The sequence below is a fragment of the Thermosporothrix sp. COM3 genome (genome assembly GCF_059696735.1).
Genome location: NZ_AP019376.1, coordinates 7,384,298 through 7,398,822 on the forward strand (window position 1 = coordinate 7,384,298; position 14,525 = coordinate 7,398,822).

At 53.1% G+C, this 14,525-nt stretch carries 11 protein-coding genes; 9 read left to right on the forward strand and 2 right to left on the reverse strand.

What is annotated here, in order from left to right; all coding sequences use genetic code 11:
• Positions 1-16 precede the first annotated feature (16 nt).
• Positions 17-1,345: a hypothetical protein gene (locus KTH_RS31595; protein ID WP_111321370.1), complete on the reverse strand. Its 1,329-nt coding sequence runs from the start codon at positions 1,343-1,345 to the stop codon at positions 17-19.
• Positions 1,346-1,494: 149 nt separating this feature from the next.
• On the opposite strand from KTH_RS31595, the gene KTH_RS31600 reads away from it, so the two are divergent.
• Complete coding sequence (locus tag KTH_RS31600; protein ID WP_111321368.1) at positions 1,495-3,174, forward strand: sensor histidine kinase; 1,680 nt, start codon at positions 1,495-1,497, stop codon at positions 3,172-3,174.
• Complete coding sequence (locus KTH_RS31605; protein ID WP_111321366.1) at positions 3,174-3,878, forward strand: response regulator transcription factor; 705 nt, start codon at positions 3,174-3,176, stop codon at positions 3,876-3,878. The genes KTH_RS31600 and KTH_RS31605 overlap by 1 nt, the downstream gene beginning before the upstream one ends.
• Positions 3,879-3,887: 9 nt before the next feature.
• On the opposite strand, the gene KTH_RS31610 is transcribed toward KTH_RS31605, so the two are convergent.
• The gene (locus KTH_RS31610; protein WP_111321364.1) at positions 3,888-5,924 is read right to left on the reverse strand and encodes an APC family permease; all 2,037 of its coding nucleotides are present in this window, start codon (positions 5,922-5,924) and stop codon (positions 3,888-3,890) included.
• 383 nt (positions 5,925-6,307) lie between these two features.
• Between KTH_RS31610 and KTH_RS31615 the strand changes: the two genes are divergently transcribed.
• The 7 genes from KTH_RS31615 to KTH_RS31645 all read left to right on the forward strand — a co-directional run bounded on the left by KTH_RS31615 (position 6,308) and on the right by KTH_RS31645 (position 14,513).
• Positions 6,308-6,748 (forward strand): response regulator, encoded by a 441-nt coding sequence (locus tag KTH_RS31615; RefSeq protein ID WP_111321362.1) that lies wholly within the window; start codon positions 6,308-6,310, stop codon positions 6,746-6,748.
• A gap of 101 nt (positions 6,749-6,849) precedes the next feature.
• A complete protein-coding gene (gene kdpF / locus KTH_RS31620; protein ID WP_111321360.1) occupies positions 6,850-6,945 on the forward strand; it encodes a K(+)-transporting ATPase subunit F in 96 nt (31 codons plus the stop codon).
• Between the two features lie 22 nt (positions 6,946-6,967).
• Positions 6,968-8,701, forward strand: coding sequence for a potassium-transporting ATPase subunit KdpA (gene kdpA, locus KTH_RS31625; protein WP_111321358.1), 1,734 nt, complete (start codon positions 6,968-6,970; stop codon positions 8,699-8,701).
• A gap of 3 nt (positions 8,702-8,704) precedes the next feature.
• Positions 8,705-10,828: a potassium-transporting ATPase subunit KdpB gene (kdpB, locus tag KTH_RS31630; protein ID WP_111321356.1), complete on the forward strand. Its 2,124-nt coding sequence runs from the start codon at positions 8,705-8,707 to the stop codon at positions 10,826-10,828.
• A gap of 64 nt (positions 10,829-10,892) precedes the next feature.
• Entirely contained in the window at positions 10,893-11,510 is a 618-nt protein-coding gene (kdpC, locus tag KTH_RS31635) for a potassium-transporting ATPase subunit KdpC (RefSeq protein ID WP_111321354.1), read from the forward strand.
• A 17-nt stretch (positions 11,511-11,527) separates the two neighbouring features.
• Positions 11,528-12,796, forward strand: a complete 1,269-nt coding sequence (locus KTH_RS31640; protein WP_111321352.1) for a sensor protein KdpD — start codon at positions 11,528-11,530, stop codon at positions 12,794-12,796.
• A gap of 313 nt (positions 12,797-13,109) precedes the next feature.
• Positions 13,110-14,513 carry a MoxR family ATPase gene (locus tag KTH_RS31645; RefSeq protein ID WP_111321350.1) on the forward strand — a complete coding sequence of 468 codons (1,404 nt, stop codon included), beginning with the start codon at positions 13,110-13,112 and terminating at the stop codon, positions 14,511-14,513.
• The last annotated feature ends 12 nt before the right edge of the window (positions 14,514-14,525 follow it).

The window sequence follows — 14,525 nt, forward strand, 5'->3', positions numbered from 1 at the left end:
ACCTGCTTTCTTTTCCTTAAAACAGGAAAGATGTATTTGCATCCTGATAGGCCCACCCGGCTTGTTGGATGTTGCCACTTGCGGCCTGTACCGGTTGACCCTGTGGGTTGCCTGTCGTATCAATAGTGATAGTATACAATCCGTTTCCCTGTTGCAAGGGGTGTCCCTGCCAGAGCAAGCGATCTCGGGTAAGAAAGAGAAACTGACGGCTATTGGAGAACCAGATATTGTTTGTCACTGGCTGAAGGAGTGCTTCAGGCGAAGACAATATCACTGATGATGCCTGCTTCTTGGAATGCTCGGCGCTCAAGAGGGTGGTGATCCGTTTCTGTGCAGGCTCGACCATTTGCAGGGAGTTGTCGCCATCGAGCAGGAGGAAGCGGCTATCTGGTGACCAGTAGGGCACGCTATTGCCTGCTTTGGGCAAGGTCAGGGTTGCTTTTGTCTGAAGATCAAGCAGGAAAAGGTCATTGCTATCACTATACAGAATGGATTTTCCGTCTGGTGCCCAGGCGAACTGTGTGCAGGTACAGGTTGTCAAGGTCGTGGTCTTTCCAGAGGAGAGGGTGTGCAGGATAAGCTGAACCTGTAAACGTTCGCCCTCTTTTTGTGGTCCCGCTTTGATGGCATACAGGACGCTGCTATCATTGCTGTTGGGTTGCCAGAGAACGCGTTCCAGCGAGGCCGGGAGTGGGTGTCCGGGCAGCACTTCGCGAGTCAAGAAGTGCTGATCAGTCGCTTCCTGCGTACTTGTGTACAAGCCTTGTTCGGAGTTTGCCGCCACAAGATTGTTCTGGTATGAGAGTGAAGGTATGGAGTATGTCCCGGGGAGATAGCGAGCGGCAATTTCGCCGGGCTGATCGTTCTGGGTGACCAGCCAGGTACGGCTTTCCAGCGGTACCGACTCCGAGACCTGCGAGCGTCGGAAGACAAGGCGTGTGCCCGCCTTATTCCATTCTGGATTGCTATATTGCGTATGCGGATTGGAGAACGCTACGGCTATAGGGTAGCCTCCGTCAACGCCAACGGTTTGAACCAGTGCAGGCATGTCAGCGACCAGGCCCGTAAGCGGATGACGTGCGATCTGTCGGGCCGCCGGCGTTTTGGCAAACTCCGGGTCCAGACTGCGAAACGCGAATATATGATGATCGGGCGACCAGCTATACCCGATGACCTCCGTATTTGGAGAAATCACCGCAAAGGCGTTATTCCCGTCAGGATCTGCTGTCCATACTTTCCCATCACGGAGATACGCAAGGACGTTCGTTCCTGTGTGCCCGGGTGCGCAGGCTGACAATCCGACCAGCAGAAGCAGCAAGATAAGAAGAACGCGTGGCTTTCCCATGAGTCTGAGTATAACATAGAGCGTGCTTCTTGTCAGTGTTTTTCTCGGGGCGAGGAAGGATTTTTCGTTGTCCATTGTTGTGTGATATGCTTGGCAGTGAAACTGCCTGATTGACAGGCAGAGAGAACTGTGATTGCGCTGGTGACGTGATGAAGAAGTCTATTGAGCAGATATTATTTTTAGGGGCGAGAAGGGGTGAAAGAAAAGAGCGCTGTTTGATCGATACGCTGCTTGGTCTGGTGAGTGCGCTGTGTCTCTCGGGTATTATCCTCCTGTTCGGGTTGTATCCGAAGATTCCGAATATCACCTTTCTGTACCTGCTGGCGGTACTCCTTCTGGCAACAACCCGCGGGCTCTATGCAGCGCTGGTCGCGACCATTGTTGCCTTTCTCTCGTTTGATTATCTGCTCGTTGATCCGATCTATACCTTTACTATTCATCGGTTTGAAGAATGGTTAGCGCTTTTTATCTGCTTGTTGATCTCGGTGATTACCGGTCAGTTGGCTGCTCGTCTACGGCAACAGGCGGAGGAGGCTAAAAAGCGTGAGGGGGAAACGCGAGCCCTTTATAATCTGGTGCGAGCAACGTTGGATGAAGAGAATCTTGAACGACAGCTTCAGGTGGTGGCAGACTCTATTCTACAGGTGTTCTTGTCTGCTGGAGTGCGTGATTGCGCTATTCTGTTGCCCGATGAGCGTGGGGTGTTGACCTTGCGGGCCGACGCCTGCCATGTTGCCGAGCATATGCGGCTCTCCGCTGATGAGGCGATAACGGCGGAGTCGGCCATGCGCGAAGGAAAGATTGTCGATCTCTATTTAGAAGATAACGGGCCTCATTCAAGCTCTTCCTACTGGTTTCGGCGTGATCTACGCGAAGGGCGACAACGAAATCTATATGTGCGCATGTTGCCCCTTCGTGTGGGGGTACGCGTGATAGGCGTGGCGCGACTGCTGGTTGAGGATGATTCGCGGCGGTTTTCGCTGGCACGCAGTTTGCGGATCAGCGATGTGCGGAAAGATCCACAGCAAACCTTTTTCTGGACCTTTTTGGATCAGGCGACAGCGGTCATCGATCGGGCGCGTTTACAACAGGAGAACTTGCAGGTAGAATTATTGCGCCGAACGGATGCCTTACGAACCGCGCTCCTCTCCTCGGTGTCGCACGACTTGCGCACGCCACTGGCCTCGATTAAAGCGGCTGCCAGTAGTTTGCTTCAGGAGGACGTGGAATGGAACCCGGAAGAGCGGCGTAGTTTTGCGCAAGCGATTGAGACGGAAGCAGATCGCTTGAATCGATTGGTCGGGAATCTGCTTGATATGTCGCGCATTGAGGGAGGCGCGTTAAAGCCAGAGAAAGAATGGTATCTCGTTAATGAGCTGATCTATGACGTGCTGGAGCGTTTAAGCCCCATGCTGCGAGGACGCGAGGTTCGAACGACGATCCCGGATGAGTTGCCCCCGGTTGAGATTGACTACTTGCAGATGGATCAGGTGCTTACCAACCTGATCGAGAACGCGGTGCGCTATACGCCACCCGCCTCACCAATTGAGGTCTCTGTTGAGGCTCGCAGTCAAGACCTCCTGATCAGTGTTGGCGATTACGGACCGGGCATTCCTCCGGCAGATATAGAGCGCATCTTTGATAAGTTTTACCGGGTACTGGAAACAAAGCGCAAGAATACCAGCATTATGGGTTCTGGACTGGGTCTGGCGGTTTGTCGCGGGCTGGTTGAGGCACATGGAGGGCGAATCTGGGCCGAGAATCGGGAAGGCGGAGGCGCGCTTTTCCGGTTTACGTTACCCTTAGAAAAGGGAGTACAGGAGGGATAATGAGTAAAAGCGGTGCACGTATTCTGGTCGTTGATGATGAGATCGAGATTGTGCGGGCATTGCAGCGCAGTTTAACGGCGCATGGCTACGAGGTCTTTACAACGGGAAGTGGTGAAGAGGCACTGGATGAGATCATGCGTCACCGGCCTGATCTGGTTCTGCTGGATCTCGGGTTGCCGGGGATCAGTGGCCTGGAAGTATGTAAGCGGGTGCGCGAACAATCCAATCTGCCCATTATTATCTTATCTGTCAAAGATACCGAGCGTGATAAAGTGCTGGCGCTTGATCTTGGAGCGGATGACTATGTTTCCAAACCGTTCGGGATCAATGAAGTGCTGGCGCGGGTGCGAGTGGCCTTACGGCATTCGGCACAGGTGCAGGCAGGGACCGAGCCTGTTTTTGAGTCCGGGCCGCTCCGGATTGACTTTGCCCTGCGGGCTGTACAGGTGAACGGGAAAGATGTGAAGTTGACACCAACCGAATATGATCTGTTAAAGGCGTTGGTGAACAATCGAGGGAAGATTATGACGCGGCAGATGTTGCTTTCGCAGGTGTGGGGCGCAGGGTATGGCTCTGAGGCGCATTATCTGCACGTATATATCGGGCAGTTGCGTCGCAAAATAGAGCCAGACCCCGCTCATCCTCGCTTTATTCTTACCATTTCAGGCGTGGGCTATCGCTTTAGTAGCGAAGAGCGAGAATAAAGCAAGCGTTTACCACGTCTTCAGCAGGTGAGCCACTTTCCCGTAAGGCGTAAGCTCGTAACGAATACGGTCAGGATTGATGTCTTTGATATAGTCGTTATCCGAGGCAGCAATGACCGTATCATGCGGATTCACGATTTGCCAGATGTGTGTGACGCTTTCAGGGCCACCCTGGAGATACACATAGCGGCGCAGTGGTACTTTTGCCTGCTGTGCGAGGCTTTCGGCGCGACCGAAGTACTGTTTCGCCTGCGTGTCTTCCAGATACGGATCAACAATTTCCATCATCCGAGGCGTTTGCTGGCGTGGCTGGCGGTTACTCAGATAGACAAACATAATTGGCTTCTCCTGATCCGCGTTGGTGATAGCCGCGCGAATAACCGCCTTGTTGTGTTCGTTATCCGGCAAAAGAATAGCGAGCACTGAATTCGGGATGCGTCCTTCGATCCGCGTGACGACGATAGGCACAGGGACGCGTCCTGTTACCTTCTTGGCGCGAATATAGACCAGATACGCTACTCCCATACCGATGATGGTGATAACGCCGCCGAAAATTGTTGCCAGATGCTTGGTTACCAGGTTGGTAGTCCAGGCTATCGTTACCAGAAGAGTGGTGAGTATACCCAGGAAGTAATCAATCTTAAACCACAGGCTTTTGGTTTCGGCCTCCGAAGCCATAACCTCTGCTTCCTGGGTATTGGCTGCTAGTGCACCGGTGCGCTGTGGCTGTGGAGTGCCCGAAAGCTGTAAATCGTGCGTGGTTGTTACTTCTCGTTGCCCATCTGTACCAGTCAATGGTTCTGAAGGACCGAGTAATCTTCCCCATTCTTCTGCTTCCTCCGCTTCCCGTGCCTTCTTCCAGTCTCTGGCACGAATGATATCCAGACCCAGGCAGGTCAGGGCAAAGGCGCCTAAGAGACCGAAGGCGTACATATCGCCAAGAATTGTCAGATTCCCCTGGACCAGAATCAGGACCGCAATAGGGACACCGACCGCCAGCAGGATCGCGAAATGCGGTGTATTGCGTAGCTTATTGCGCTTGAGCAGGAAAGATGGAAGAAATTCCATCCGTGCCAGCGCCATAAACACGTGGTATGCGCCAATAATCGCGGTATTACTGGCGAAGATCAGCAAGGCACCTGCACTGATCGCGACTTCTGCCTGAAGGATCGTATTGCCCCAGTGACCGGCCAGGAGCGAGATGATCTGCTCATTGCGAACGGGATCCTGAGCTGCATCTTTGAGCAGCATCGTTGAGAGGGTCGTGAGCAGTGGGCTGGTTATACCTATCGTTAGCACCACCAGGAACATTGCAAGCCCTGCGGTTTTCTTCCGAGGTAATTTCATTACCGGGGAAAGCTGCGAGATACTTTCCAATCCCGAGAACGCAAGGAAGGCATTCCCGAAGCCCACAAGTAAAGCAGGAAACGTCAGATGAGATTCCTGGAACATCCGGGGAAAGAGCGCCAGGAATTCACCAAATGAGATGTGTGTGAATACCGTGATGAGAATGGCGATATCGCTAACAAATGCAATTGCCGCGCCAATCAAACTGACTTTGGCACTCTCACTGATACCGACCCAGTTAAGCAGGCCAAGCAGGATGAGCACACCTATAGTGACCCATTCCGCCCAGGGATGTAGGGCCGGAAAAACGACGCTCAGGTAGATAACACCCGAGAGACAGCTGATTGTTGCCGTCAAAAAGTAGTCTACAAGAATAAACATACCGCCCAATGCGCCAAACCAGGGGTTCAGGGCATGAGCGGCAACCGTTACGACACCACCGCCCTGCGGAAAGCGGTGAGAAACCTCAGTGTATTTCAGCGTCAATAGCACAAAGACGGCCATTGTCAGAAAGACAAAGAAGCCTGCCAATCCTTGTACGTTGTGATACAGAATACCCGGGGTGTAGTAAATAGAGGTTCCTATATCGGCAAAGACGACGGCCCAACAAAGAATAGGGCCGAGAGCATTTTGTTTGCCGTGTTGCTCGTCTCCATGTGTTACGTCTGCTGTTGTTGGTGCCACAGATTCCTGTGCCATGTTGTTGTGTCATCCTTTAAAAAGAATGGTTGTGTTTTGCCTATGACGTTTCTCGCTTCTGACCATGAGTTCGCTTCTGGTCACGTATCTACATAGTTTAGCATAGCCCAACGGAACAAGTAAGGTTTTTTCGTGCCAATTTCTGAGAAAATTTTAAGGATTCTACTGTTTTTCTTGAGTACAACTTGAGAATCCTCTTCCATGATAAGAACGAGTCCAATTGAGAAAGATCAAATGCTTTCGGTCCTCTCCATAGAAATCTTGAGCAAATTTTGAGAATCCTCTTTACTCTTTTTATACCACCTTGAGCGAACAGGGGGTATAGTTTCTGATGTGGCTTTCGGAAGTTCTTTCGGAGTATGAAGCGCTAGAAAGGGGTGAGTATGCAAGGGGCACGTCTGCTACTGGTTGAAGATGATGCAATGCTCTGTCAGCTCATTATGCGGAACCTGCGGGCTCGTGGGCATCTGACTACGAGCGCCACTGACGTGGAACAGGCGTTGCATTGCCTGCGGACACAGACGTTTGATCTGATTATTCTGGATATCAACCTGCCAGATCAAACGGGCTGGGATGTGCTGCGATGTGCCTTACAGGAGCGAGTGCTTCAACCGCTGCCAGAGGGAAACCATGCGGGTAAGCTTCCAGTGGTCGTGCTCTCAGCGGTTCGCGTCAGTCCACGACGCCTGGCGGAATTTCGCCCCCTTGCCTACTTGCCCAAGCCGTTCGTGATGGATGCGTTACTCCGGCTGGCTGCTGAGGCCGCATCTGATCGTCATTATACTTCAAATTCAATCCCTTGCCGTGCAGATGAGGAGGCGTGAGAATGCTGGATCTGCTCGTTGTTCTTGCGACTGTTGTGTTTTTTCTACTCTGTGTTGCATTTACCTATGCATGTGACCGCTTGTAGGAGGACTACCAGAGAATGAATACTCCCGTTGAATACGTTCTGGTTGGTATTGTTGCCCTGGTGCTCGGGGTGTATCTTTTTGTCGCTTTGCTTGCACCGGAGAAATTTTAGCTGTTGTTGAGGTGTTTTGGTTATGCCTGTAATGGTGAACTCGATCTTGCAGGTCCTTGTTTTTCTGGTCATTCTGCTGCTCCTCACGAAGCCGCTTGGCCTGTATATGTACTACGTGTTTAATGGTCAGAAGACCTGGCTTACGCCTGTCCTGCGGCCCGTAGAGAATCTGATCTACCGGATCTGTGGTGTGAAGGCTGATGAGGAGCAGAAATGGACCGGATATACCGTCTCCATGCTTGCGTTCAGCCTGGCCAGTATGCTGTTTCTGTATCTGCTTCAACGCATTCAGGGCTGGCTTCCCTTGAACCCCCAGGGATTTGGCGCTGTCGAGCCAAATCTGGCCTTTAATACGGCGGCCAGTTTTACAACAAATACCAACTGGCAGGCGTATGGTGGTGAGCAAACGATGAGCTATCTGACCCAGATGGCAGGGCTGGCGTTCCAGAACTTTGTTTCTGCGGCTGCTGGCATCGCAATAGCGGTTGCTCTGATCCGTGGGCTTTCGCGCAAGAGCGCTCAGGCACTCGGGAACTTCTGGGTAGATCTGACACGTATCACGCTTTATATATTGATTCCTATCTGTATAGTAGGGGCGCTGGTGCTGGTCTCGCAGGGGGTGGTGCAGAACTTTCAGCCTTATGTTGAGGTGACATCGCTTGAGGGCGTGAAACAGGTTATTGCACAGGGGCCGGTTGCCTCGCAAGAGATTATTAAAGAGCTTGGCACAAACGGCGGTGGTTTCTTCAATGCGAACTCGGCACACCCATTTGAGAATCCCAATGTGCTGACGAATATGATTGAGATGCTGGCCATTCTGGTCATTCCTGCCGCACTAGTATACACCTTTGGACGCTCAGTCGGCAATACAAAGCAGGGATGGGCCATCTGGGCTGCAATGGCGCTGCTCTTTGTGATCGGTATTGCGGTTGCCATGTCAGCCGAGCAAGCCGGGAACCCGTTGCTGACAAAGGCAGGAGCGAATCTGTCTGTAACTGATTTGCAGGCGGGCGGCAACATGGAAGGCAAAGAGGTTCGCTTTGGAATTACGCAATCCGCACTCTTTGCTGTCGTGACAACGGTTGCTTCCTGTGGCGCGGTGAACGGCTTCCATGATAGCTATACCCCGCTTGGTGGTATGATCCCGATGGCGAATATCGCGCTTGGTGAGGTTATCTTCGGTGGCGTCGGCTCCGGTCTCTATGGGATGCTCCTGTTCGCCATTATCGCAGTGTTTATTGCTGGTCTGATGGTTGGCCGTACGCCTGAGTATCTCGGCAAGAAGATCGAGAAGAAAGAAATGAAGATGGCTGCCCTGGCAATCCTGGTAATGCCTGCAACTATCCTGATTATGAGCGCTGTGGCGGCTGTACTGCCAATTGGCACCAGTTCGATTGCGAACCCGGGACCGCACGGACTTTCAGAGATCCTGTATGCCTACACGTCTGGTGCTGGAAATAACGGCTCTGCGTTTGGAGGGCTTGCCGTAAACACGCCGTTCTACAACTGGACGATTGGCTTCGCGATGCTGTTAGGACGTTTCCTGATTATTGTACCCACAATGGCGATTGCCGGTTCGATGGTCAAGAAGAAGGTGGTTCCCGCTGGACCGGGAACATTCCCAACTACGGGCCCGCTCTTTGTCTTCCTGCTGGCAGGTACAGTTGTGATCGTTGGGGCTTTGACCTACTTCCCCGCCTATTCGTTGGGGCCAATTGTCGAGCATTTACTGATGCTTTCGGGCAAGGTGTTTTAAGCAATGAGTATCGGTACTTTAGAATCTAAAGAGTGGAAATCTCAGAAGAAGAACAATGCGAGTTCCATTTTCAATGGGGCGATTCTGCGTCGGGCGATGCTGGATGCATTGAAGAAATTGGATCCGCGCTGGCAGATGAAGAACCCGGTGATGTTTGTGGTGGAGATCGGGAGCGTCATCACGACTATTGAGGCGGTTCGCCTGATCATTACCGGTCCTGCTGCCGAGATGTGGTTTGTGCTAGGGGTGACGCTCTGGCTTTGGTTTACAGTGCTCTTTGCAAACTTTGCCGAAGCAATGGCCGAGGGCCGGGGCAAAGCACAGGCCGACGCGCTACGCAAGACACGCACGACAACGATGGCGAAGCGCCTGGCTTCTGCCTCGCGTGACAGCTCCTATGAAGAGATTTCGGCACCACAGTTGCGCAAGGGTGATGTTGTCCTGGTTGAGGCGGGAGATGTGATCCCGGGTGATGGCGAGGTGATCGAAGGGGTTGCATCTGTTGATGAGTCGGCGATTACTGGTGAGTCGGCTCCTGTCATTCGTGAGAGCGGCGGTGATCGCAGTGCAGTCACAGGGGGCACACGAGTTCTTTCTGACTGGATCGTGGTCAAGATCAGCGCGAACCCTGGTGAAACCTTTCTTGACCGTATGATCTCACTGGTTGAGGGTGCGGCCCGCCAGAAGACTCCGAATGAGATCGCACTGAATATCCTGCTGGCAAGTCTGACGATCATCTTCTTGCTGGCAGTCGTGACGCTGGAGCCGTTTGCGATCTATTCAGGAAACGCGGTATCGATCACGACACTGATTGCGTTGTTGGTCTGTCTGATCCCGACAACAATTGGGGGTCTGCTCTCAGCGATCGGTATTGCTGGTATGGACCGCATGGTTCAGCGCAATGTGCTGGCAATGAGTGGACGTGCTGTCGAGGCGGCTGGAGATGTCGACGTGCTGCTGCTCGATAAAACCGGGACGATTACGCTGGGAAATCGTATGGCCAGCCGCTTTGTTCCTGCACAGGGCGTTCATGAACGAGAGCTTGCGCAGGCGGCACTGCTTTCCAGCCTTGCCGATGAAACGCCAGAAGGTCGCTCGATTGTCAAGCTGGCTGAAGATCGCTATGGGCTGCACGCAACCGAGGAGACTGGAGCTACCTTTATTCCCTTCACCGCCCAGACACGGATGAGTGGCGTTGATCTGAACGAGGGTGGTGGTGTCCGCATGATCCGCAAGGGTGCCTCCGATGCCGTCAATACATATGTGATTGAGAATGGTGGGCAGCGCAGCAAAGAGCTGGATGCGCTGGTCAAAGAGATCGCCAGTTCCGGCAGTACGCCGCTGGTGGTTGCTGAGATGGTGACGCAAGGTGCAGGGAAAGGACAGGCGCGTCTGCTTGGGGTGATTGAGCTGAAGGACATTGTGAAGGGCGGTATGCGTGAGCGCTTTGAGCAGCTTCGCCGCATGGGTATTCGCACGATCATGATCACAGGCGATAACCCACTGACCGCTGCGGCGATTGCGAAAGAGGCAGGCGTTGATGACTTCCTGGCGCAGGCAACTCCTGAAACCAAGATGAAGCTGATCAAGGAGCAGCAGGCCGGTGGCCGTCTGGTTGCGATGACCGGAGATGGAACCAACGATGCACCCGCGCTGGCTCAGGCTGATGTCGGTCTGGCAATGAATACCGGGACACAGGCCGCAAAAGAGGCCGCCAACATGGTTGATCTGGACTCGAACCCAACCAAGCTGATTGAGGTCGTTGAAGTAGGGAAGCAGTTGCTGATGACGCGTGGCGCGTTAACTACCTTCAGTATCGCGAACGACGTTGCGAAATACTTCGCGATTATCCCGGCAATGTTTAGTGCCACCTATCCGCAGTTGAATGCGCTCAACATTATGCATCTGGCGACGCCGCATAGTGCAGTGCTTTCAGCGGTGATCTTCAATGCTATCATTATTATCATCCTGATCCCGCTGGCCTTACGGGGCGTGAAGTATCGAGCGCTCGGAGCTGGAACCCTGCTACGGCGGAATCTCCTGCTCTATGGACTTGGTGGTTTGATTGTTCCGTTTATCGGGATCAAGCTTATCGATCTGGTCCTGGTGCTGTTACATCTGGCCTGAACAGAGAACTGGTAGAGCGGCCCGCGGGGTTGCTCTACCGCTGAGGATAAGAGGAAACGCTATCATGGTTGTGAGTGCCGTTAAAAACTATATTCGTCCCGCTGTCCTGATTACAATTCTTCTGGTAATAATCACCGGCCTGATTTATCCGGGAATAGTCACCGGACTGGCGCAGCTTCTCTTCCCGTATCAGGCGAATGGCAGCATTCATATGGTAAATGGGAAACCTATTGGTTCAGACCTGATCGGGCAGTACTGGACCGAGCCGAAGTACTTTCACGGACGCCCTTCTGTGACAGTGAGCGTCTCGGATAGCTCCAGGAGTGAGCCATACAATGCACAGAACTCGACCGCTTCCAACCAGGGACCAACCAACCAGAATCTGACCAAAGCGGTTGAGGAGCGTATTGCAGAGCTGAAAAAGGAGAATCCTGATGTGAAGCCGGGAACGCCGATTCCGGTTGATCTGGTGACTGCTTCTGGCTCTGGACTTGATCCCGACATTACCCTTGCGGGTGCGGAGTATCAGGTACCACGTATCGCGAAGGCCCGGGGAATCAGCGAAGCACAGGTTGAGCAGGTGATTAAGGAGCATACACAGGGCCGCTTCCTGGGCTTCCTCGGTGAGCCGCATGTCAATGTGCTTGAGCTGAATCTTGCCCTGGACGCGCTCAAGCAATAGCGGGAGAACATTGGCGTATGACAGATCTGCCACCAGAGTTCCAGCGTGAGGATGGTCGTCCTGATCCTGAAGCGTTGCTCAAGCGGTATCATCTTGATGAGGAGGAGCAGGTCAGTACCGAGATAGGACAGACACGCAGGCGAGGGCGTCTGCGTGTCTATCTGGGCGCGGCGGCTGGTGTCGGCAAGACCTATGCCATGCTCAATGAGGGGCGGCGGCGCAAGGAACGCGGTACCGATGTTGTGATTGGCTATGTGGAAACGCATAAGCGCTCCCAAACCGAGGCCCAGATAGGAGACCTTGAGATCATACCACGCAAGCAGATTCTCTATAAGGGGGTACTGCTTGAGGAGATGGATACAGATGCCATTCTGAAACGTTACCCTGAAGTGGCGCTGGTTGACGAGCTGGCACATACCAATGCGGCTGGTTCAAAGCATAAGAAGCGGTATCAGGATGTGCTGGAAATTCTGGAGGCAGGGATTGATGTGATTGCCACTTTGAACGTCCAGCATCTGGAGAGCCTGAATGACCTTGTCTCCAACATTACCGGGATCACAGTTCGCGAGACGTTGCCTGATTGGGTGCTCGATCAGGCCGATGAGGTTGAGCTGATCGATATCGCTCCTCGGGCGCTGCGCCAGCGGATGCGACACGGCAATATTTACCCTCCAGAACGCATTGAGACCGCGCTGAATAATTTCTTCCGTGAGGGGAACCTGACGGCGCTCCGCGAAATCGCGCTCCGATTGACCGCCAATAAAACCGAGTCCCAGTTACAGCAATATCTCGATGAACATGCAATGCAGGCTACAACCTGGGAGACCAATGAACGGGTGCTGGTTGGCTTTGACCATCGACCGCAGAGCCGCTCGATTATTCGGGATGCCTGGCGGCTGGCACATGGCCTGCATGCCGACTTTGTTGCAGTTTCCATTGAGGTTGGCGGATATCGGGCCTTCTTGCGCCGTCTGTTTGCGCTGGTGAAGTATCGCGGCGCGATCAAGGCGCATCGTGCGGAGGCGCGGAAACGCCTGGAGGAGCATATGACGCTGGCTGAAGATCTGGGGGCGGAGGTGTTGCGCATTAAGGGGGATGATGTCGCAGCTTTGTTGGCTGAGATCGCGCGACAAAAGCGAGCGACACAGATTGTTGTCGGCCAGCCCGCGCATACCCGGTTTGAAGAAATGCTCTATGGATCGGTGATCAATCGTCTTCTCCGCCTGAATCCGGATGTGGATATCCACATCGTACCCCTGAAACGAGAAGAGGGTCCAGATCTGTAGCGCTGGTATCCCTCTTCTGAACCGCTGTTTCGACCTCTGGGAAGGGTTTGACGTTGCTCTCTGTCGTCAAATCCTTCTTTTTTCGCAGGTAAGGCGCTCGTTCGGCCTCAGTTGCCCGTTGACGAGCTAGTAGATAGCCCTTTGTCTGCCAGCTTGAACCGGCCTGACTTGCATTTATCTTCTCGGACTGTGTAGAATCTAGTACTGGTTCCACTAGTTTCTTGTATTGTGGGACCCATGTCTGATAGGGCAACATTCCTCAGAGTCAGGCATGCGTCTCAAAGCCGGTCCCCCAAGAAAGGTTATGCACTGAATGACAATTACTACTCGACCTCGGACAATTGGTGAATTGCGCGATAGCGGCTATAAAGTGCTCTCCATAAAGGAAGAGATGCGCAAGAATCTGATAGAGAAAATTCGGAAAGGCGAAGAGTTGTTTCCAGGGATTATCGGCTATGAAGAGACGGTAATACCCCAGATCGAGAACGCGATACTCTCCGGTCAGGATATTATCTTTCTCGGTGAACGTGGTCAGGCAAAGACGCGTATGGCGCGAAGCCTGGTCAATTTGCTGGATGAATATGTCCCGATTATTGCCGGGAGCGAGATAAATGACAATCCGTTCGAGCCGATCAGCAAGTACGCGCGCGATAAAGTCGCGGAACTGGGTGATAGAACAGAAATCGAGTGGATTCCCCGAGAGCGGCGCTATGGCGAGAAGCTGGCAACGCCCGATATCACCATTTCTGATCTGATCGGTGAAGTTGACCCGATTCGTGTCGCTGAAGGGCGGTATCTCTCTGATGAGCTGACGATTCACTACGGTTTAATTCCTCGCACAAACCGTGGAATCTTCTGTATTAACGAGCTACCAGACCTTGCCGAGCGGATTCAGGTTGGTCTGCTGAACATCATGGAGGAACGTGACGTTCAGATCCGCGGTTATAAAATCCGGTTGCCGCTGGACACCTTTGTTGTTGCCAGTGCGAACCCGGAAGATTATACCAATCGTGGTCGCATTATCACCCCGTTGAAGGACCGTATCGGCTCGCAGATTCGCACCCACTACCCGACAGATGTTGAACACGAGATTCGGATTATGGAGTCGGAGAGCAATCACTTCGAGACGGAGGGGCTGGAAGTCCTCGTTCCGGACTTTATGAAAGAAGTGATTGCGGAGATTACCCATCTGGCGCGGCGAAGTACCGATATCAGCCAGCGCTCGGGGGTAAGCGTGCGTGTTTCGGTGGCGAACTTTGAAAATGTGCTCAGTAACGCCAGTCGCCGCGCGTTACGCCTCGGTGAGCGTCAGGTGGCGCCTCGGGTGAGCGATCTTTCAGCTATCCTTGCCTCAACCTGTGGCAAGATTGAGCTGGATGCAATTGGCGATGTGCAGGAAGAGCGCGTTGTGCGCAAGCTGATTAATATGGCAATTTTGAACGTTTTCGGCCAGTACTTTGAGGCGCGTGAGTTTGATCAATTGCTGGCTGGATTTGAGCGGGGGCTGCACGTTCAGGTCGGTGATGACATGCCCGCGATGGAATATGTGAATCAGCTTTCAAAGGTTGGCGGTCTTAGCAAAGCGATTGACCGTCTGAAAGGCCGGGGAAGCCCCGCGACTATTGCATCATCCGTCGAGTTTATTCTTGAGGGATTGCACCTGAATCGCCGTCTCAATAAGGATGATGTCCGTGGAAAAGTGCGCTATCGCCGCTAAAGGACATGGTTT

Coding starts and splice junctions, on each gene's coding strand:
- KTH_RS31600 (WP_111321368.1), top strand. CDS start 1,495: ATGAAGAAGTCTATTGAGCAGATATTATTTTTAGGGGCGAGAAGGGGT.
- kdpF (WP_111321360.1), top strand. CDS start 6,850: ATGAATACTCCCGTTGAATACGTTCTGGTTGGTATTGTTGCCCTGGTG.
- kdpA (WP_111321358.1), top strand. CDS start 6,968: ATGCCTGTAATGGTGAACTCGATCTTGCAGGTCCTTGTTTTTCTGGTC.
- KTH_RS31615 (WP_111321362.1), top strand. CDS start 6,308: ATGCAAGGGGCACGTCTGCTACTGGTTGAAGATGATGCAATGCTCTGT.
- KTH_RS31610 (WP_111321364.1), bottom strand. CDS start 5,924: ATGGCACAGGAATCTGTGGCACCAACAACAGCAGACGTAACACATGGA.
- KTH_RS31640 (WP_111321352.1), top strand. CDS start 11,528: ATGACAGATCTGCCACCAGAGTTCCAGCGTGAGGATGGTCGTCCTGAT.
- KTH_RS31595 (WP_111321370.1), bottom strand. CDS start 1,345: ATGGGAAAGCCACGCGTTCTTCTTATCTTGCTGCTTCTGCTGGTCGGA.
- kdpB (WP_111321356.1), top strand. CDS start 8,705: ATGAGTATCGGTACTTTAGAATCTAAAGAGTGGAAATCTCAGAAGAAG.
- KTH_RS31605 (WP_111321366.1), top strand. CDS start 3,174: ATGAGTAAAAGCGGTGCACGTATTCTGGTCGTTGATGATGAGATCGAG.
- kdpC (WP_111321354.1), top strand. CDS start 10,893: ATGGTTGTGAGTGCCGTTAAAAACTATATTCGTCCCGCTGTCCTGATT.
- KTH_RS31645 (WP_111321350.1), top strand. CDS start 13,110: ATGACAATTACTACTCGACCTCGGACAATTGGTGAATTGCGCGATAGC.